The organism is Duganella kummerowiae, assembly GCF_053572355.1.
The window spans coordinates 82,942-99,118 of the sequence record NZ_JBKFEH010000021.1 but is presented as its reverse complement, the minus strand read 5'-3'; the positions used below and the strand labels follow the sequence as shown (position 1 = coordinate 99,118).

The following is a 16,177-nucleotide window of genomic DNA, read 5'->3' as shown; positions in this document are numbered from 1 at the left end:
CAGCGGCCTCATTACAGCCCTGGCCGTCCGTCCTTGATCCAGCTATCGGCCAGGCTGATCCCCAGCCGGTAGCGGGCGCAGTTATAGGATGCCAGGTGTTCCAGTTCCTGCCGCAGGAGATCTCTAAAAGGAGGCAAGTCTTCCATCGGCACCGCCAGTTGCTCCAATGCCGCCATCATGGGCTTTCGTCCGGCAACGACCAGCCTGACGCCTTCTCCAAGCATCTCCCGGTACCTCTGGCGGAACAGGTCCGGAGCCGCCATCGCGTCGAGAACCACGCCATATTTTTGGATGGAGCGCCGGTAGGTCCATTCAAACAGTTCCACAGCCAGGGACACGTCCTGCCTCTCGTAGAGTGCCAGCACCGCCAGCGCATAATCGGCCTGCTCCACGTCCAGGAAGGATAAAGGCGCGCAGTTCTGCAGCAGCAGCGGCAGGTTCGCGCACAGGCGGCTGGTGCGTTTATTACCGTCTTCGAACGGCTGCAAGTACGCGATATTCACCCAGAAGAAGAAAGCGGCCTCGATGGGGTTCTTGATACTGCGGGCCTTGTCAACCAGGACGGCAAGCATCTCATCCAGAACCTGGGGCACTTGCATTGGAACATACACAGAATCCGAAATAGTGACGACGGTACGCCTGGCTTGCCCCAGTGCGCCGGGCCCGATGACCAGGCCCTGCATCAATATGGCCTGGATATTGCGGACGACTGTCTCCGTCATGCCATACCCGGGCACCTCGTCCACCATGAATTCGATTGCTTCTTTGTGATTGAGCAGCATCAGCGCATCGATATCATTCTCGTCCGCATATCCGCGCGCGAAAATTTCCCGGGTATCCAACAGGCTCTTGTTGTTGCCTTCCAGGCGGGACGAGTGCCATGACAGGTCTATCAACAGCTGTTCAAGCACCTTGCGCGCATAAGTGCCGGCCGGCTGCTGGCCGCGCGCACGTCCCTGGGCGAACAGTTCCTCGGCCAAAGCTGACGGCAATAAAGAGGTTTGGTTGGGCACATAGCTGTCGATGAAACCCCGCTGATAGCTGACAGGCTTGCGGCTTCCTATCGGAGCACGCAACTCGGCAATGAGGGCCTGCTTTTGGGGTGAGAACAGGAAACCGCTAACTAGCTTGGCTTGCGGCTGAATTGCGGGTACCGCAGGCAAGAGATAGCGGGTGGCCGGTCCGGACCCTGTTTTTCCAAGCTCGCCCGCCGCTGTCATCCTGGCCAGCTGGCGGTTCACGGTAGCCCGGCTGGCATTGACATGCAACGTGATGTCTTCGGCGCTCGAGCGCTGTACACCGTGAGCCGATTGCCGCCGCAGGTAGTCCAGAATTTCCATTGGAAGATCATGCTTGGCCATGACTACTCTCTCAAAATCTCCTCATTATCTTATCAATTTTGAGAAGATAACTGAGTAGATCGCGCGAAAATCTATTTCCACGAACTTTTTGATGTACGTCAAAAGATATGAAAAAATTGGGGACGGAATCAGGAGGGGGTGGCGCGGCTGGCTGGGATCGAACCAGCGACCCTTGGCTTCGGAGGCCAATACTCTATCCACTGAGCTACAGCCGCGTGAGGGGGGTACTTGCAAGTGACACGAAGCATACCGGTTTTCATGCCTTGCGTCCATGGCAAAGTGTCGTTTTACGCACCAACATTGTGCCAAGATTGCATTCTTGTGCCTATAATCCTCCGATTGCCAGCGTTCTACACGGCAGCCTGCTGTAATGTTTTGCAACGCCACCCGGTTTTCGAGACTCGTACTTAAGGACATCATGAGCGACGCACATCAAGAACATCAATCCTTCATCCGCACCCCCAAGCAACTGGCAGCCGCCGTGGTCGGCTTCTTCGCGGTCACCATCCTGGGCATCGTACTGCTGGTGCAATACGTCACCGCCCAGAAGCTGACCGGGGCCGGCACCAACAGCCAGTCGGCCGAGGAAGTCGCAGCCCGCATCAGCCCCGTGGCCGACGAGGGATTCACGTTCAAGGACGTCAACGCTCCCAAGCAGCTGCAGACCGCAGAAGCCGTCTACACGGCCACCTGCGCCGCCTGCCACGGTTCCGGCGCGGCCGGTGCGCCCAAGTTTGGCGACGCCGCCGCCTGGTCGGCCCGCATCGCCCAGGGCTACGACACGCTGCTCAAGCACGCCATCGAGGGCATACGCGCCATGCCGGCCAAGGGCGGCAATCCGGACCTGGACGATATCGAAGTGGCGCGCGTGGTGGTGTACATGGCCAACAAGGCCGGCGCCAAGTTCAAGGAGCCGGAAGTCCCGGCTCCGGCAGCCGCTCCCGCCGCTGGCGCCGACGCCGCCTCAGCACCTGCCGCAGCGCCGGCCAAGTAAAACAAGCACGGGTTGCCGCGCCCGCCGGACACCGGCGAACACGCCGGCGGCCGCCCTTCGGCGGCAGCGCCCCTGCCATGCGCCTGCGAACGCCCTGGCGCGACCGGCAAGCAGCGACCAAACAACCGGCCCCGCGTGGCCGGTTTTTTTACGCCCGCCTCAGGAGCACAGTCCGTAGGCCTTGCGGTCCGCGAAATAGCGGTAGGTGAAGGTGCGCACCGGGTATTTTTTCAGCGCGATCTCGACTTCGGGCGGCACCAGGTCGAAGCGCTCGGGCAGCTTGTCCTTGACGCGCAGGCGCACCCGCCAGATGGTTTCCTCGCCGGTGGCGCCGGCCACCAGCATGTCGGGCACGCGCGGAATGGATTCGACGATGTTGGCCGGGGCGTTGGTGGTGCGCTGGTACAGCGTCACCAGTTCGGCCGTGGCCAGCACCGGACCCTTGGGCTGGGTGACGTTGTAGTTGCGGCTCAGGAAGCGCGCCCGCTCGCCGCGCGGCAGCAGATACACCAGGGTGAACTCGGCGCCGCCGTCCGGCAGGGTGACGGGCGGCGTGGTCGAGACGCTGATCCCGCGCGGCAGCGCGAAGCGCGAGCTTTCCTGCCAGGTCTTGCAGTCCGGCGTGGTGGCCATGTAGACGTTGACGGGCGTGTACTGGTCGCCGCAGGCGCCCAGCGTGAGCAGCAGGGCCAGCGGCGCGGTGTGGAGCAGGCGCATGGTGTCGTTTCGTGAGTGGATAGCCCCGCTAGTTTACCCGAGCCGCGTCCAGATGGGCGGCGAAGCCGTGGGTGGACGGCGCCACGTCTTCCTTCAGGGTCAGCTCGGGAATCACGTAGTCGCCGCCGTTCTGGCGCCGGAACGGTATCGGTGCGGTGCTGAACAAGGTGTCCAGGCGCTGGTCCAGGGCCTCGGCGGTGGCGGCGTAGCGCGCCTCGTCCATGCGGCCGGTGCGGTACACCACGAAGGGCGGCAGCACCTCGAAGCCGGGGTAGTACAGCATGCCGTGCTGGATGGGGAACAGCAGGTCGTCGATGGGGCCGTTGATGCCGCGCGCGCTGTAGTGCGGCTCCCAGCCGCCGGTGGTCACCACCAGCATGGCGCGCTTGCCGGCGAGATTGCCCTCGCCATAGCGCTCGCCCCAGCGCTGGTCGGAATGCTCGCCCACGCCATAGGCGAAGCCGTAGGCGTACACGCGCTCGAACCAGCCTTTCATGATGGCCGGCATGGAGAACCACCACATGGGGAACTGGAAAATGACGGCGTCGGCCCAGCGCAGCTTGTCCTGCTCGGCGGCGATGTCGGCGCTTTGCACGCCGTGCTGGTAGGCGTAGGCGGAATCGCGCGACGGTTCGAAGCGCGGTGCGGGCGGCTGGCGGGTGCCGTCCGCGGCGTCCAGCGTGCTCTTCCACTGCATGGCGTACAGGTCCGAGACCTGCACCGTGTGGCCGGCCGCCTGCAGCCGCTGCACGGCGTGGTTCTTCAGCGAGCCGTTCAGCGATTGCGGCTCGGGATGGGCGTAGACGATCAGGATGTTCATGGCGTTCCTTTCGGTGGATGGATGCGCCCAGATTAGGTTGTGCTCAGGTATATTGGAAATGAATTGTCCACATCCCAGGTATAGCCATGAGTAATTCCACGACCGATCTGCGCCGCCTCGACCTGAACCTGCTGCTGACGCTGGACGTGCTGCTGTCCGAGCACAACGTCACGCGCGCGGCGGAAAAGCTGGCCCTGTCCCAGCCCTCGGTGAGCGTGCACTTGGCCAGGCTGCGCGAGATCTTCGGCGATCCGCTGCTGCTGCCCGGCCCGCGCGGCATGCAGCCGACGGCGCGCGCCAACGAACTGCGCGAGCCGCTGCGGGTAGCGCTGGAAGCCCTGTCGCTGGCGGTGGCGCCCTCCGCGCCCTTCGATCCTTCCACCGCCCGGCTGACCTGGCAGGTGGCGGCATCCGATTATGGCGAGTCGGCCATCCTGCTGCCGGCCCTGGCGAGGCTGCGCAGCGCGGCGCCGCACACCCGGCTGGCGGTGACGCAGCTGGCGCCCGCGCACCTGGCGCGCATGGCGGAACAGGGCGAGGTGGACCTGGCCTTCCACATCACGGACGGGGCGCCCGCCGGGCTGCGCAGCCGTATCCTGTTCACGGAGCGCTACGTGCTGGCCGGGCGCGACGGCCATCCGCGCCTAAAGCGCCGCCCTACCCTCAAGCAGTTCTGCGCGCTGGACCATGTGGTGGTGTCCAACGATGGCGGCGGTTTCAGCGGCGTGACGGACCAGGTGCTGGCGCAGGCCGGGATGCAGCGGCGCGTGGCGCTGTCGGTGCCGCATTTTCTGTTCCTGAGGGAGGTGCTGGCGTCCACCGACATGGTGGCGATGCTGCCGTCGCGGCTGGTGCGCGCGGGTCAGGGCTTGCGGGTGGTGGAGGCGCCGGTGGAAGTGCCGGGCTTCGAGATGGCGATGCTGTGGCATGAACGCCTGCACCGGGATGGCGGACACCGGTGGCTGCGCGATACCATCGCAGCCACCGTGGCGGATCAGCTTACCAGATGATCACGCGGTCCTTGGGCGCCAGGTACATCTTGTCGCCCGGTTTCACGCCGAAGGCGTCGTAGAAGCCCGGCTGGTTGCGCATGGTGCCGTTGGCGCGGAACTGGCCCGGCGAATGCGGGTCGGTCTTGATCTGCACGATCTGCTGCGGTTCACGCATTTTCATGCGCCACACTTGGGCAAAGCCCATGAAGAAGCGCTGGTCGCCGGTCAGGCCGTCGATCACGGGCGCTTTCTTGCCCTTCAACGACAGCTTGTAGGCCTTGTAGGCAATCGCCACGCCGGAGTTGTCGGCGATGTTCTCGCCCAGGGTCAGCTCGCCGTTGACGTTGTAGCCGGGCAGAGGGCTGAACTGGTTGTACTGGTTGACCAGCATCTGGGTCTTGGCCTTGAAGTTCTTGTGGTCCGAAGCGGTCCACCAGTCGCGCAGGTTGCCGTCGCCGTCGTACTGGGCGCCCTGGTCGTCGAAGCCGTGGCTGATCTCGTGGCCGATCACACCGCCGATGGCGCCGTAGTTGACCGCGTCATCCGCGTTGGCGTCGAAGAACGGCGACTGCAGGATGGCGGCCGGGAACACGATCTCGTTCATCTCCGGGTTGTAATAGGCGTTCACGGTTTGCGGCGTCATGCCCCACTCGTCGCGGTCGATGGGTTTGCCCAGCTTGTTGATTTCCTTGTTGTAGTCGAAGGCGTTGGAGCGCAGCACGTTGCCGATCAAGTCATCCTTGGACACTTGCAGGGCCGAGTAGTCACGCCACTTGTTGGGGTAGCCGATCTTGGTGGTGAACTTGGCCAGCTTGGCCTGGGCCTGCTTCTTGGTGGCCGGGCTCATCCAGTCCAGCTTGTCGATGCTGGTCTTGTAGGATGCCAGCAGGTTTTTCACCAGCGCTTCCATGCGCGCCTTGCGGTCGGCGGGGAAGTGCTCTTCCACGTACAGCTTGCCGACGGCTTCGCCCAGCGCGCCTTCGGTCACGGTGACGCCACGCTTCCAGCGCGGACGCATCTCGGTCACGCCGGACAGCACGGTGCCGTAGAAGGCGAAGTTTTCATCCACAAAGACCTTGCTCAGGTAGGGCGCGCTGGCGTGCAGCACTTGCCACTGGAAGTAGGCTTTCCAGCTCTCCAGCGGGGCGCTGTTGATCAGGGCGGTCAGGCCTTTCAGGTAGCTGGGCTGGCTGACGATCAGGTAGCTGGCCTTGCCGGCCACGCCGGCGTCCTTGAGGTAGGTGTTCCAGTCGTAGCCGGGCGCCACTTCGGACAGCTTGTTGATCTCGACCTTGTTGTAGGCCTTGATCGGGTCGCGCAGTTCGACCTTGGTCCACTGCAGCTTGGCGATCTCGGTTTCCAGGGCCACGACGGCCTTGGCGTTGGCAGCCGCGTTGGCGTCGCCGGCCAGTTTCAGGATGTTGGCCACGTGGACTTCATACTTGGCCAGGGCGTCGGCCATCTTGGCGTCGTCCTTTTTCAGGTAGTAGTCGCGGTCGGGCAGGCCCAGGCCGGCCTGGAACAGGTCGGCCACGTATTTGGTGGAGTCCTTGTTATCCTGGTGGATGCCGATGGCGTAGGGGGCGCCGAAACCGGAGCGGTTGAAGTGGGCGATCAGGGCCGGGAATGCGCTCTTGTCCTGGATGGCGGCGACCTTGGCCAGTTCGCTGTTCAGCGGAGCCAGGCCCAGCTGCTCCAGCAGGGGTTCGTTCATGAAGCTGGCGTAGAAATCACCAATACGCTGGGCGTCGGGGGACTTGCCGGGGTTGCTGGCCGCGCCTTCGATGATGGCGCGCAGCTGCGGCTGGATATCGTCGCGCAGCTTGGCGAACGAGCCCCAGCTCGACTTGTCGGCCGGGATCTCGGTGGTGGCCAGCCATTTGCCGTTCAGGTGGGTGAAGAAATCGTCCTGGGCGCGCACGGCGGGATCGATGTATTCCACCGCAATACCAGAAGTCGGTTTGCCGCTGGGAGCCGCAGCGCTTTTGGCGTTGTCGGCGGCGCCAGCAAAGCCTGCGATCAGGCTCAGGGTGATAGCACTTAACAGATGACGTTTCACGAAGATATCCTTACTGATTAACGAAAAAAATCCAGCCGGGGTACGGGCGTCTGCGACTGTATCACATGCCCGACCACAGGGCTCACCAAATGATGACCCGGTCTTTTGGAGCGAGATACATCTTGTCGCCGGGCTTCACGCCAAAGGCCTCGTAGAAGCCGGGCTGGTTGCGCAAGGTGCCGATGGTGCGAAACTGGTCTGGCGAGTGCGGGTCGGTCTTCAGGTAGACGATGGCTTGCGCCTCGCGTATCTTGGCGCGCCACACCTGGCCAAAGCCCAGGTAGAAGCGCTGCTGGCCGGTCAAGCCGGCTATCACCGGCGCCGGCTGGCCGTGCAGCGAGATCAGGTAAGCCTTGTAGGCGATGGCGGCGCCGGAATTGTCGGCGATGTTTTCGCCCAGGGTCAATTCGCCATCGACCTTGTAGCCCTTGATGGGGCTGAACTGCTTGTACTGCCGGACCAGCATCTTGGTGCGGGCCGCGAAGTTCTTGTGGTCGGCCTTGGTCCACCAGTCGCGCAGGTTGCCGTCGCCGTCGTACTGGGCGCCCTGGTCGTCGAATCCGTGGCTGATCTCGTGGCCGATCACGGCGCCGATGGCGCCGTAGTTGACGGCGTCGTCGGCCTCGGCGTCGAAGAACGGCGGCTGCAGGATGGCGGCCGGGAACACGATCTCGTTCATCTCCGGGTTGTAATAGGCGTTGATGGTTTGCGGCGTCATGCCCCATTCATCGCGGTCGATGGGCTTGCCCAGCTTGTCCAGCTCCTTCTGGTAGGCGAAATCGCGCGCGCGCAGCACGTTGCCGGCCAGGTCGTCGCGCCGGATCTCCAGCGCGGAATAGTCGCGCCACTTGTTGGGGTAGCCGATCTTGGTGGTGAACTTGGCCAGCTTGGCCTGGGCTTCCTTCTTCGTATCCGGTCCCATCCAGCTGATCTGGTCTATGCTCTCGCGGTAGGCTTCCAGCAGGTTCTTGACCAGCGCCTCCATGCGCGCCTTGCGCTCGGGCGGGAAATGCTGCTCCACATAGAGCTTGCCGACCACTTCGCCCAGGGCCGTGTCGGTGGCCTTCACCCCGCGTTTCCAGCGTGGCTCCTGCTCCTTCACGTCGGCCAGCACCTTGCCGTAGAACGCGAAGTGCTCGAGCGCGAAATCCTTGTTCAGGTAGGGCGACAGGCTGCTGATGGCCTGCCACTGGAAGTAGGCCTGCCAGGTGGCTAAAGGGGTCTGGTTGAGGATCTTGTTGAAGCCGGTGACGAAGCTGGGCTGGCTGACGATCAGGTAATCGACCTTGCCCTGCAGGCCGGACTGCGCCAGGTAGCTGTTCCAGTCGTAGCCGGGAGCCAGCTTGCCCAGCTTGGGCAGTTCGAATTTATTGTAGGCCTTGACGGGATCGCGCAGTTCGACCTTGGTCCACTGCGCCCTGGCCAGCTCGGTTTCCAGCGCGACGATGGCCTGGGCTTCGGCCGCCGCGTTGGCGTGGCCCGCCAGCGCCAGCATGCGCGCGATGTGCTGGCGGTATTTCGCCAGCGTGCCGGCCAGCTTGGCGTCGCTCTTTTTCAGATAGTAGTCGCGGTCCGGCAGGCCCAGGCCATCCTGGTAGATGTCGGCCACATACTTGGTGGAATCCTTGTTGTCCTGGTGGACGGCGTAGGCGTAGGGGGTGGTGATGCCGATGCGGTTGTAGCGGGCGATCAGGGCCGGAATGTCCTTCTTGTCGCGCAGGGCGGCGACGCGCTCCAGTTCCGCGCGCAGCGGGGCCAGGCCCAGTTGCTCCAGTCTGGCCTCGTCCATGTAGCTGGCGTAGAAGTCGCCGATACGGCGAGTGTCGCTGCCGGGAGCGGCCTGGGTGTCGGCGGCGGCCTGCTCGATGACGGCGCGCAGCTGGTCCTGGGTTTCGTCGTCCAGCTTTTCAAAGGCGCCCCAGCTGGCCTTGTCGGCCGGGATCTGGGTCTGGGCCAGCCATTTGCCGTTCAGGTAGTGGAAGAAATCGTCCTGCGGACGCACCGCCTGGTCGATGTATTGCAGGTCGACGCCGGATTTCTTGCCCCCCTGGGCCTGGACGCCGCCCATGGCGAGACAGGCCAGCGCCGCGGCGGCCATCAGTTTCAACTTCATACCCTCTCCCGGTAAACCCGGTGTCAGGTCTGCCATTGGTACATGAGTTCGCTTGCGAAGCGGACTCATGTACCAATGGCAGACCTGACACCGATGTTTTTTATGTAAGCCGCGACTCTAGCATGGCCGATAAGAAAAAGGCTGCCAGCGGCAGCCTTTGTTGCATCTTTACCAGATGATCACGCGCTCTTCGGGCGGGAGGTACATCTTGTCGCCCGGTTTCACGCCGAAGGCTTCGTAGAAGCCCGGCTGGTTGACCATGGTGCCGTTGGCGCGGAATTCGCCCGGCGAGTGCGGGTCGGTCTTGATCTGCACGATCTGCTGCGCCTCGCGCATCTTGCTGCGCCAGACCTGGCCAAAGCCCATGAAGAAGCGCTGGTCGCCCGTCAGGCCGTCGATCACCGGGGCCGGCTTGCCGCCCAGCGACAGCTTGTAGGCCTTGTACGCAATCGCGATGCCAGAGTTGTCGGCGATGTTCTCGCCCAGGGTCAGGTCGCCATTCACATGGTAGCCCGGCAGCGGGCTGTAGCTGCTGTACTGCTTGGACAAGGCGTCGGTCTTGGCCTTGAAGTTGGCGCGGTCTTCCTTGGTCCACCAGTCGCGCAGGTTGCCGTCGCCGTCTGACTGGCTGCCCTTGTCGTCGAAGCCGTGGCTGATCTCGTGGCCGATCACGGCGCCGATGGCGCCGTAGTTGACCGCGTCGTCCGCCTTGGCGTCGAAGAACGGCGGCTGCAGGATGGCGGCCGGGAACACGATCTCGTTCATGGTCGCGTTGTAGTACGCATTCACGGTCTGCGGCGTCATGCCCCATTCCTCGCGGTCGATGGGTTTACCGAGCTTGCTGATCATGCGCTGGTAGCCGAAGCTGGACACGCGCAGCATGTTGCCCACCAGGTCGCCACGGGCGATCGCCAGCGAGGAATAGTCGCGCCACTTGTTCGGATAACCGATCTTGGGCGTGAACTTGGCCAGCTTGGCCTGGGCTTCCTTCTTGGTTTCCGGGCTCATCCAGTCCAGGCCGTCGATGCTGGTCTTGTACGAGGCCAGCAGGTTCTTGACCAGCTCTTCCATGCGCGCCTTGCGCTCGGGCGGGAAGTATTCGGCCACGTACAGCTTGCCCAGGCCCTCGCCCATGGCGCGCTCGACCACGGCCACGCCACGTTTCCAGCGCGGCGGCTGCTCGGTCACGCCGGTCAGCACGGTGCTGTAGAAGTCGAAGCTGGCGTCGGCAAAGGCTTTCGAGAGGTAGGGCGAGGCGCTGCGCAGCAGCTGCCATTCGAAATAGGCTTTCCAGGTCGCCAGGTCGGTTTTTTCCACTTGCGCGGTAAAGCCGGCCAGGTAGCTGGGCTGGCCCACGATCACGTAGTCCACCTTGTTGGCGACACCGGCGGCGGCCAGGGCATGGCCCCAATCGTAGCCGGGCGCGACCTTGGCCAGCTCGGCCACGGGGGTCTTGTTGTAGCGCTTGACGGGGTCGCGGTTCTCGACCTTGGTCCACTGGATTTCCGCCAGCGCGGTTTCCAGGCCGACGATGGCCTTGGCGTTGGCGGCGGCGTTCTTGTCGCCGGCCAGGCCCAGGATGGTGGCCACGTGCGCCTCGTACTTGGCCAGCGTGTCGGCCAGCTTGGCGTCATCCTTCTTCAGGTAGTAGTCGCGGTCCGGCAGGCCCAGGCCGCTCTGGCCCAGGCTGACGGCGTACTTGGTCGATTCGCGCGCATCCGGGCTCACGTACAGGCCGTACGGGGTGGTGACGCCGATCTGCTGCAGGTGGGCGATCAGGGCCGGGAAGGCTTTCTTGTCCTTGACGGCGCGGATGCGGTTCAGCTCGCCGGCCAGTGGCTTGACGCCCAGCTGCTCCAGCTTGGCCTCGTCCATGTAGCTGGCGTACAGGTCGCCGATCTTGGCGCGCTCGCTGCCGGGCTTTTTGGATTTGTCGTGCTCGGCCGCCTCGATCAGGCTGCGCAGCTGCGGCAGGGTGTCGTCGCGCAGTTGGGCAAACGAGCCCCAGCTCGGCTTGTCGGCCGGGATCTCGGTGGTTTTCAGCCACTGGCCGTTCAGGTGCAGGAAGAAGTTATCCTGCGGCCGCACGCTGGCGTCGATGTACTGGGTATCGATGCCGGATTTGGGGGCCTCGGCCGCACCCGCAAACGCGGTCAGCAGGCTCAGGGCCAGGGTGCTCATCAGATGTCGTTTCACAGCTTGTCCTTATGGAACATGGATCGAAAGGCGGCGTTTAGCCGACCGCTAGGATAACGCACAGGTCGTGCGCCGGGTGTTGCGCCGGCGGCGGGGGTGCCGCCGCCGGCAGGCAAATCAGAATTTGGTTTCATAGCGCACGCTCCACACCGTGTAGGTCTGGTTGACGGTGGTGGCCAGCTGGACCAGGCCATTGGTGGTGACCAGGTTGCTGCCCAAGGCGTCCTCGGCCGCGAGGTTGCTGGCCGAGATGCGCAGCTGGTTGGCGGCGTTGAAGCGCCACAGGCCGTAGGCGTCGATCTGGCGCTTGCGTCCCGTTTCCACCACCTGGGTGGTGGAGGTTTGCACGGTGATGGCCGGCGTCCAGTTCAGGCTGGCGCCCAAGGTCAGCGGCAGCTGCTTGACGCGCCAGTCGGCGCCGATATTGGCGGTCTGCCTGGCCTGCTGGTCGAGGCGGTTATTGGGGCCGGGGATGCCATCCACGCGCGACCAGAAGCGGCTGTAGTTGGAGCGGAAATCGATGGCCGGCGCATCCTCCATCAGCTCGGCCAGCTGGAACTTGGCTTCCAGCTCGATGCCGCTGGTGCGGGCGTGGCCCACATTGCCCGGGGTGGACACCCAGCGCGGCCCGGTGACCGTGTCTTGCAGGCTCAGCTCGCGCCGTATCAGGTCGTCGATGTCGCGGATGAAGCCGCTGGCGGTGAGGATGCCGCTGCGGCCCAGGTAATGCTCGTAGGCGAGATCCAGGCCGGTGGCCAGCTCGGGCTTGAGGTTGGGATTGCCGACCCGGTCAGGCCGGGTGGCGCTGTTCAGGCGCGACAGGGCCGGCAGCGCGATCAAGTCCTGCACATTGGCCGGCTTGTAGCTCTTGGTCAGGCTGGCGCGGACCTGGTCCTTTTCCTTGCCGGGGATGCGGTAGACCGCATGCAGCAGCGGGCTGAACACGCTGCTGCTGTTGTCGATATCCCCGCCAGGACGGCTGCTGCTGGTGCGTATGCCCTCCCAGCGCAGGCCCGCATAGCCCGACCATTGCGGCGAGATGTCCATCTCGTCCTGGATGAACAAGGCCACCCGCCTGGTGTCGGCGGACAGGTTGTCGCCCGAGTCGGCGAACTGGGCGTTGCCATTCTTGTCCACTGACGTTTTGGTCTGTTCGCGGCGGCTCCATTCCGCTTCCCAGCCGGCCGCCAGGCTCTGGTCGCGGCCCAGCGGCGAGCTGTACTTGCCGCCCGTGTTGAAGCCGCGGTCGCGGGTGGAATCGGTGTCCGTATAGCGCTGCAGCAGCACGCCGGCCGCGTCGTACTGCGGACGCAGCGAGTCGTTGCTGCTGTGGCCGCTGCCGAAACCGAACTTGACGTCCAGCTTGGCGGCGCCGTCGAGCTTGTGCACCCAGTTGCCGAAACCGCGCAGGAAGGTGGAGTCCGAGTGGGCGCGGGTGGTGGCGTAGTTGTATTCGGGCGCCTGCAGGATGGCCGGCGGCACCAGCTGCCCCTGGGTCAGCACACTGGTGGCGTCGCTGTCGCTGCGCATGCTCATCAGGAAAGGCTGGACGTTCAGGGTGTCGCCATTGCCGAACTTGTACGACAGCCTCGGCGTGAAGTGGATGCCCCTGGTGGTGCGGACCGTATCATCCACCACGGTTTCGTCCTTTTGCACGATGCCGTCGGCGCGGGTGTCGCGGTTGACGGTGTCGGCCCGGTCGCGCTGGCGGTTCTCGAAGATGGAGCCGGACAGCAAATAGCTGAGCTGCCCGGCCTTGCCCGGCGCCGTCAGCGAGATGTTGGGCGCGTGGCGGCCCTGCTCGATGCTGTCGCTCAGCTTGAGCTGCTTGTCGCGCTGCTGGTAGCCGTCGCGCAGGATGATGTTGATGGTGCCGGCAATGGCGCGCGTGCTGTGCTCGGCAACCGGGCCGCGCATGACTTCGATACGCTCGACCTGGTCGGGCGACAGGCTGTCCATGGAAAAGCCGGCCGGCGGGCGCTCGCCGTTCAGCAGCACCTGGGTGTAGCCGCTGCCCAGGCCGCGCATGCGGATTTCGCCGCCGCCCCGTCCCGGCCGCCCGCCCATGGTGACGCCGGGCAGGCGCTTGAGGATGTCGCCCAGGTTGGTGTCGCCGTTGCGGTCCAGCTCCTCGCGGCCATAGACCTGCTTGCCGGCGATGGAATTGCGGCGCTCGTCCATGTCGCTGGCGCGGCCGCCCTGTACGGTGACTTGCTGTATCGGCTTGCCGTCCGCACCCGGCTCGGTCTGGGCGGCGGCCGTTTGCGCACCTGCGCCTGCCGCGGCCCCCAGCAGGGCCAGGCAGGCGCAGGTGGTATTAACTGTGTTCATGGCTGTCGTTCGGTCTTGTCGGCGGGAATGAATGTTTCCGCGCCGATATTTTACCGATCAGACAAGTGGCCAGTTCCCAGGCAGGGCGTTTTTTACTTTACGATACACACCCGCCGCTTTCATACAACACTTCAAACGACTCGTCGTCAGCCGCCCCCCGGCAGGTTGATGCTGGCGCCACCGGCGCCCACGCCGACGCCCACCCCGCCAGGGCCGCCGCCGCCACGGCCGCCGCGTCCGCCACGGTGCTCGCCACCCTCGGACGGTTTTTCGCCGCCGCCGCCGGGGCGGCCCATGGGTTCGGCCACGCGCTCCATCTGCTCGGTCAGCAATCGCACCACGGCGGCGCGCTGGGTATCGCTCAAGGCGTCATTGACGGTCAGCCACCATTCGCGCAGCTGCTTTTCCTCGGCCGCGCTGGCGGCCGTTTCAGCATCGACGGCGCCGACCAGGTCGCGCAGCTCGACCTGTTTGCCGTCCAGGGCGGTGCGGGTGGCGCTTTGCAAATGCTCGCGGCGCGCCTTGCGGTCGCGCAGCAGCTGGCGGGTGCGGCCCTCGGTCTGCTGCCACAGCAGCGACTGATTGGCGTTCAGGTTGAGCGACTTCTTGAAGTCGGCAATCATGGGCATCAGGTCTTCCAGGTTCATGTCCATGATGGGAACGGCAAAGGCGGGCACGGCGGCCAGGCTGAACACCAGCGCGGCGCACAGGCGGCGCGCGCCGGCGCGGAACAATTTCGGGAGAAGCGACATACGGACTCCGTAGGTAAAAAAAAGCCAGCGCTTGGGGCGCTGGCAAAAAACCACTTCAGGGTAGAGAGAAATACAGGCCTAGTGTAGCGGCGAAAATGGCCCGCGACGGGAGTCTTACAAATCCTTACCCGTCTGAACACGGATTTACATTCCCATCATTTCTGCAACTTTGACAGCTTTATCCTGATACATAACGACACAATAAGCGACATGATCGATGTGGATGTAAAACCTCGCAAACATGACAAGGATTACGGCTTGGATACTACGTTTGCCGATAATCAGGTTTATACTGGACCACGGCAGAGCACCTTGTGGTTGTTGGGTAAACGTTAGAAAACAGGTAGGTGATACATGGGCAAGAAACTCAAGAATTCCGGGCTGGTGGGCCTGGGTGTGGTGGCCGGCATCGCGGTCTCCCTGCAGTTTTCCGCGATGGCGCAAAAGCCGGTCGATCCCGGCCTGCCGCTGGAAGAATTGCGCCAGCTGGCAGACGTCTACGGCCTGATCAAATCGGATTACGTGGAAAAGGTCGAGGACAAGAAGCTGCTGACGGAAGCCATCTCCGGCATGGTGGCGTCGTTGGACCCGCACTCGGCCTACCTGGACAAGAAAGCCTACGCGGAATTGCGCGAAGGCTCGCAAGGCAAGTTCGTCGGCCTGGGCATCGAGATCGGCGCCGCCGAGGATGGCTACATCAAGATCGTCGCTCCCATCGAGGATTCTCCCGCCTGGCGCGCCGGCATCAAGCCGGGCGACCTGATCACCCGCCTGGACTCCACTTCCATCAAGGGCATGAGCCTGGACGAGTCGGTCAAGAAGATGCGCGGCGAGCCGCATTCCAAGGTGACGCTCACCGTGATGCGCAAGGACGTGCCGGACCCGCTGGTGTTCAACATCACGCGCGAGGAAATCATCCAGAAAAGCGTCAAGGGCAAGGTGGTCGAGCCCGGCTATGCCTGGGTGCGCATCTCGCAATTCCAGGAACCCACGGTGGATGACCTGGCCGCCAAGATCACTGAACTGTACCGCCAGGATCCCAAGCTGAAAGGCCTGGTGCTGGACCTGCGCAACGACCCCGGCGGCGTGCTGCAGGGCGCCATCGGCGTGGCAGCGGCCTTCCTGCCGAAAGACTCGCCCATCGTCTCGACCAATGGCCAGCTGCCCGATTCCAAGCAGATCTTCTACGGCCGCGCCGAATACTACGCCCTGCATGGCGAGAGCGACGCCCTGGCCAAGCTGCCGGAAGCCGTGAAGAAAGTGCCGATGGTGGTGCTGGTCAATACCGGTTCGGCCTCGGCCTCGGAAATCGTGGCCGGCGCGCTGCAGGATTACAAGCGCGCCGCCATCATGGGCACCCAGACCTTCGGCAAGGGCTCGGTGCAAACCATACGCCAGCTGACCGCCGACACCGCCGTCAAGCTGACCACGGCGCGCTACTACACGCCCAATGGCCGCTCGATCCAGGCCAAGGGCATCCTGCCGGACGTGATGGTGGATGAATACGCCGACGGCGACGGCCTGAACGCCCTGCGCACCCGCGAGGCCGACCTGGACAAGCACCTGTCCAACGACCGCGACAAGGAAGCCGTCGCCCGCAACCCCCGCGACGAGCTGGAAGAGCAAATGAAGGTGATCGCCCAGGAGAAGAAGCGCAAGCCGCTCGAATACGGCAGCGCCGACGACTTCCAGCTGGCCCAGGCCCTGAACCACCTGAAAGGCTTGCCGGTGCAGACCGCCAAGCAGGAGCCTACCCTGGTGCAGACCGATACCACACCAAAAAAATAAAACTGTTTTCAACCAGCTGCGGCGCCCACCACCGGCGCCGTTTTTTTTTGCCGC

Annotated in this window: 11 protein-coding genes and 1 tRNA gene; 3 read left to right on the top strand and 9 right to left on the bottom strand. The window is 64.1% G+C overall.

The genetic code is table 11. The annotated features are described in order from the left end of the window. Positions 1–11: 11 nt before the first annotated feature. Together ACLB1G_RS25075 and ACLB1G_RS25070 are read right to left on the bottom strand one after the other, a co-directional pair. A complete protein-coding gene (locus ACLB1G_RS25075; RefSeq protein ID WP_491629984.1) occupies positions 12–1,361 on the bottom strand; it encodes a Fic family protein in 1,350 nt (449 codons plus the stop codon). 139 nt (positions 1,362–1,500) lie between these two features. Beyond that, positions 1,501–1,576, bottom strand: a tRNA-Arg gene (locus ACLB1G_RS25070). 203 nt (positions 1,577–1,779) lie between these two features. On the opposite strand from ACLB1G_RS25070, the gene ACLB1G_RS25065 reads away from it, so the two are divergent. After that, on the top strand, positions 1,780–2,355 hold the full coding sequence (locus ACLB1G_RS25065; protein WP_491629983.1) for a c-type cytochrome: 576 nt from the start codon (positions 1,780–1,782) through the stop codon (positions 2,353–2,355). A gap of 159 nt (positions 2,356–2,514) precedes the next feature. Here the strand turns inward: ACLB1G_RS25065 and ACLB1G_RS25060 are convergent, their stop codons facing one another. Both ACLB1G_RS25060 and ACLB1G_RS25055 read right to left on the bottom strand, forming a co-directional pair. After that, a complete protein-coding gene (locus ACLB1G_RS25060; protein ID WP_491629982.1) occupies positions 2,515–3,072 on the bottom strand; it encodes a hypothetical protein in 558 nt (185 codons plus the stop codon). Between the two features lie 28 nt (positions 3,073–3,100). Further along, the gene (locus tag ACLB1G_RS25055; protein WP_491629981.1) at positions 3,101–3,892 is read right to left on the bottom strand and encodes an NAD(P)H-dependent oxidoreductase; all 792 of its coding nucleotides are present in this window, start codon (positions 3,890–3,892) and stop codon (positions 3,101–3,103) included. A gap of 86 nt (positions 3,893–3,978) precedes the next feature. Here ACLB1G_RS25055 and ACLB1G_RS25050 point away from each other — a divergent pair, with 86 nt between their 5' ends. Continuing rightward, positions 3,979–4,902 (top strand): LysR family transcriptional regulator, encoded by a 924-nt coding sequence (locus ACLB1G_RS25050; protein WP_491629980.1) that lies wholly within the window; start codon positions 3,979–3,981, stop codon positions 4,900–4,902. On the opposite strand, the gene ACLB1G_RS25045 is transcribed toward ACLB1G_RS25050, so the two are convergent. From ACLB1G_RS25045 to ACLB1G_RS25025, 5 genes are all read right to left on the bottom strand, one after another. Beyond that, on the bottom strand, positions 4,892–6,943 hold the full coding sequence (locus ACLB1G_RS25045) for a M13 family metallopeptidase (protein ID WP_491629979.1): 2,052 nt from the start codon (positions 6,941–6,943) through the stop codon (positions 4,892–4,894). The two genes, ACLB1G_RS25050 and ACLB1G_RS25045, sit on opposite strands and share 11 nt — an antisense overlap. A gap of 82 nt (positions 6,944–7,025) precedes the next feature. Continuing rightward, on the bottom strand, positions 7,026–9,056 hold the full coding sequence (locus ACLB1G_RS25040; protein WP_491629978.1) for a M13 family metallopeptidase: 2,031 nt from the start codon (positions 9,054–9,056) through the stop codon (positions 7,026–7,028). Positions 9,057–9,224: 168 nt separating this feature from the next. Next, complete coding sequence (locus ACLB1G_RS25035; RefSeq protein ID WP_491630073.1) at positions 9,225–11,237, bottom strand: M13 family metallopeptidase; 2,013 nt, start codon at positions 11,235–11,237, stop codon at positions 9,225–9,227. 132 nt (positions 11,238–11,369) lie between these two features. Further along, positions 11,370–13,583: a TonB-dependent receptor plug domain-containing protein gene (locus tag ACLB1G_RS25030; protein WP_491629977.1), complete on the bottom strand. Its 2,214-nt coding sequence runs from the start codon at positions 13,581–13,583 to the stop codon at positions 11,370–11,372. Positions 13,584–13,729: 146 nt separating this feature from the next. Beyond that, entirely contained in the window at positions 13,730–14,335 is a 606-nt protein-coding gene (locus tag ACLB1G_RS25025) for a hypothetical protein (protein ID WP_491629976.1), read from the bottom strand. A 354-nt stretch (positions 14,336–14,689) separates the two neighbouring features. Here ACLB1G_RS25025 and ACLB1G_RS25020 point away from each other — a divergent pair, with 354 nt between their 5' ends. Next, positions 14,690–16,123 carry a S41 family peptidase gene (locus tag ACLB1G_RS25020; RefSeq protein ID WP_491629975.1) on the top strand — a complete coding sequence of 478 codons (1,434 nt, stop codon included), beginning with the start codon at positions 14,690–14,692 and terminating at the stop codon, positions 16,121–16,123. Positions 16,124–16,177: the final 54 nt, after the last annotated feature.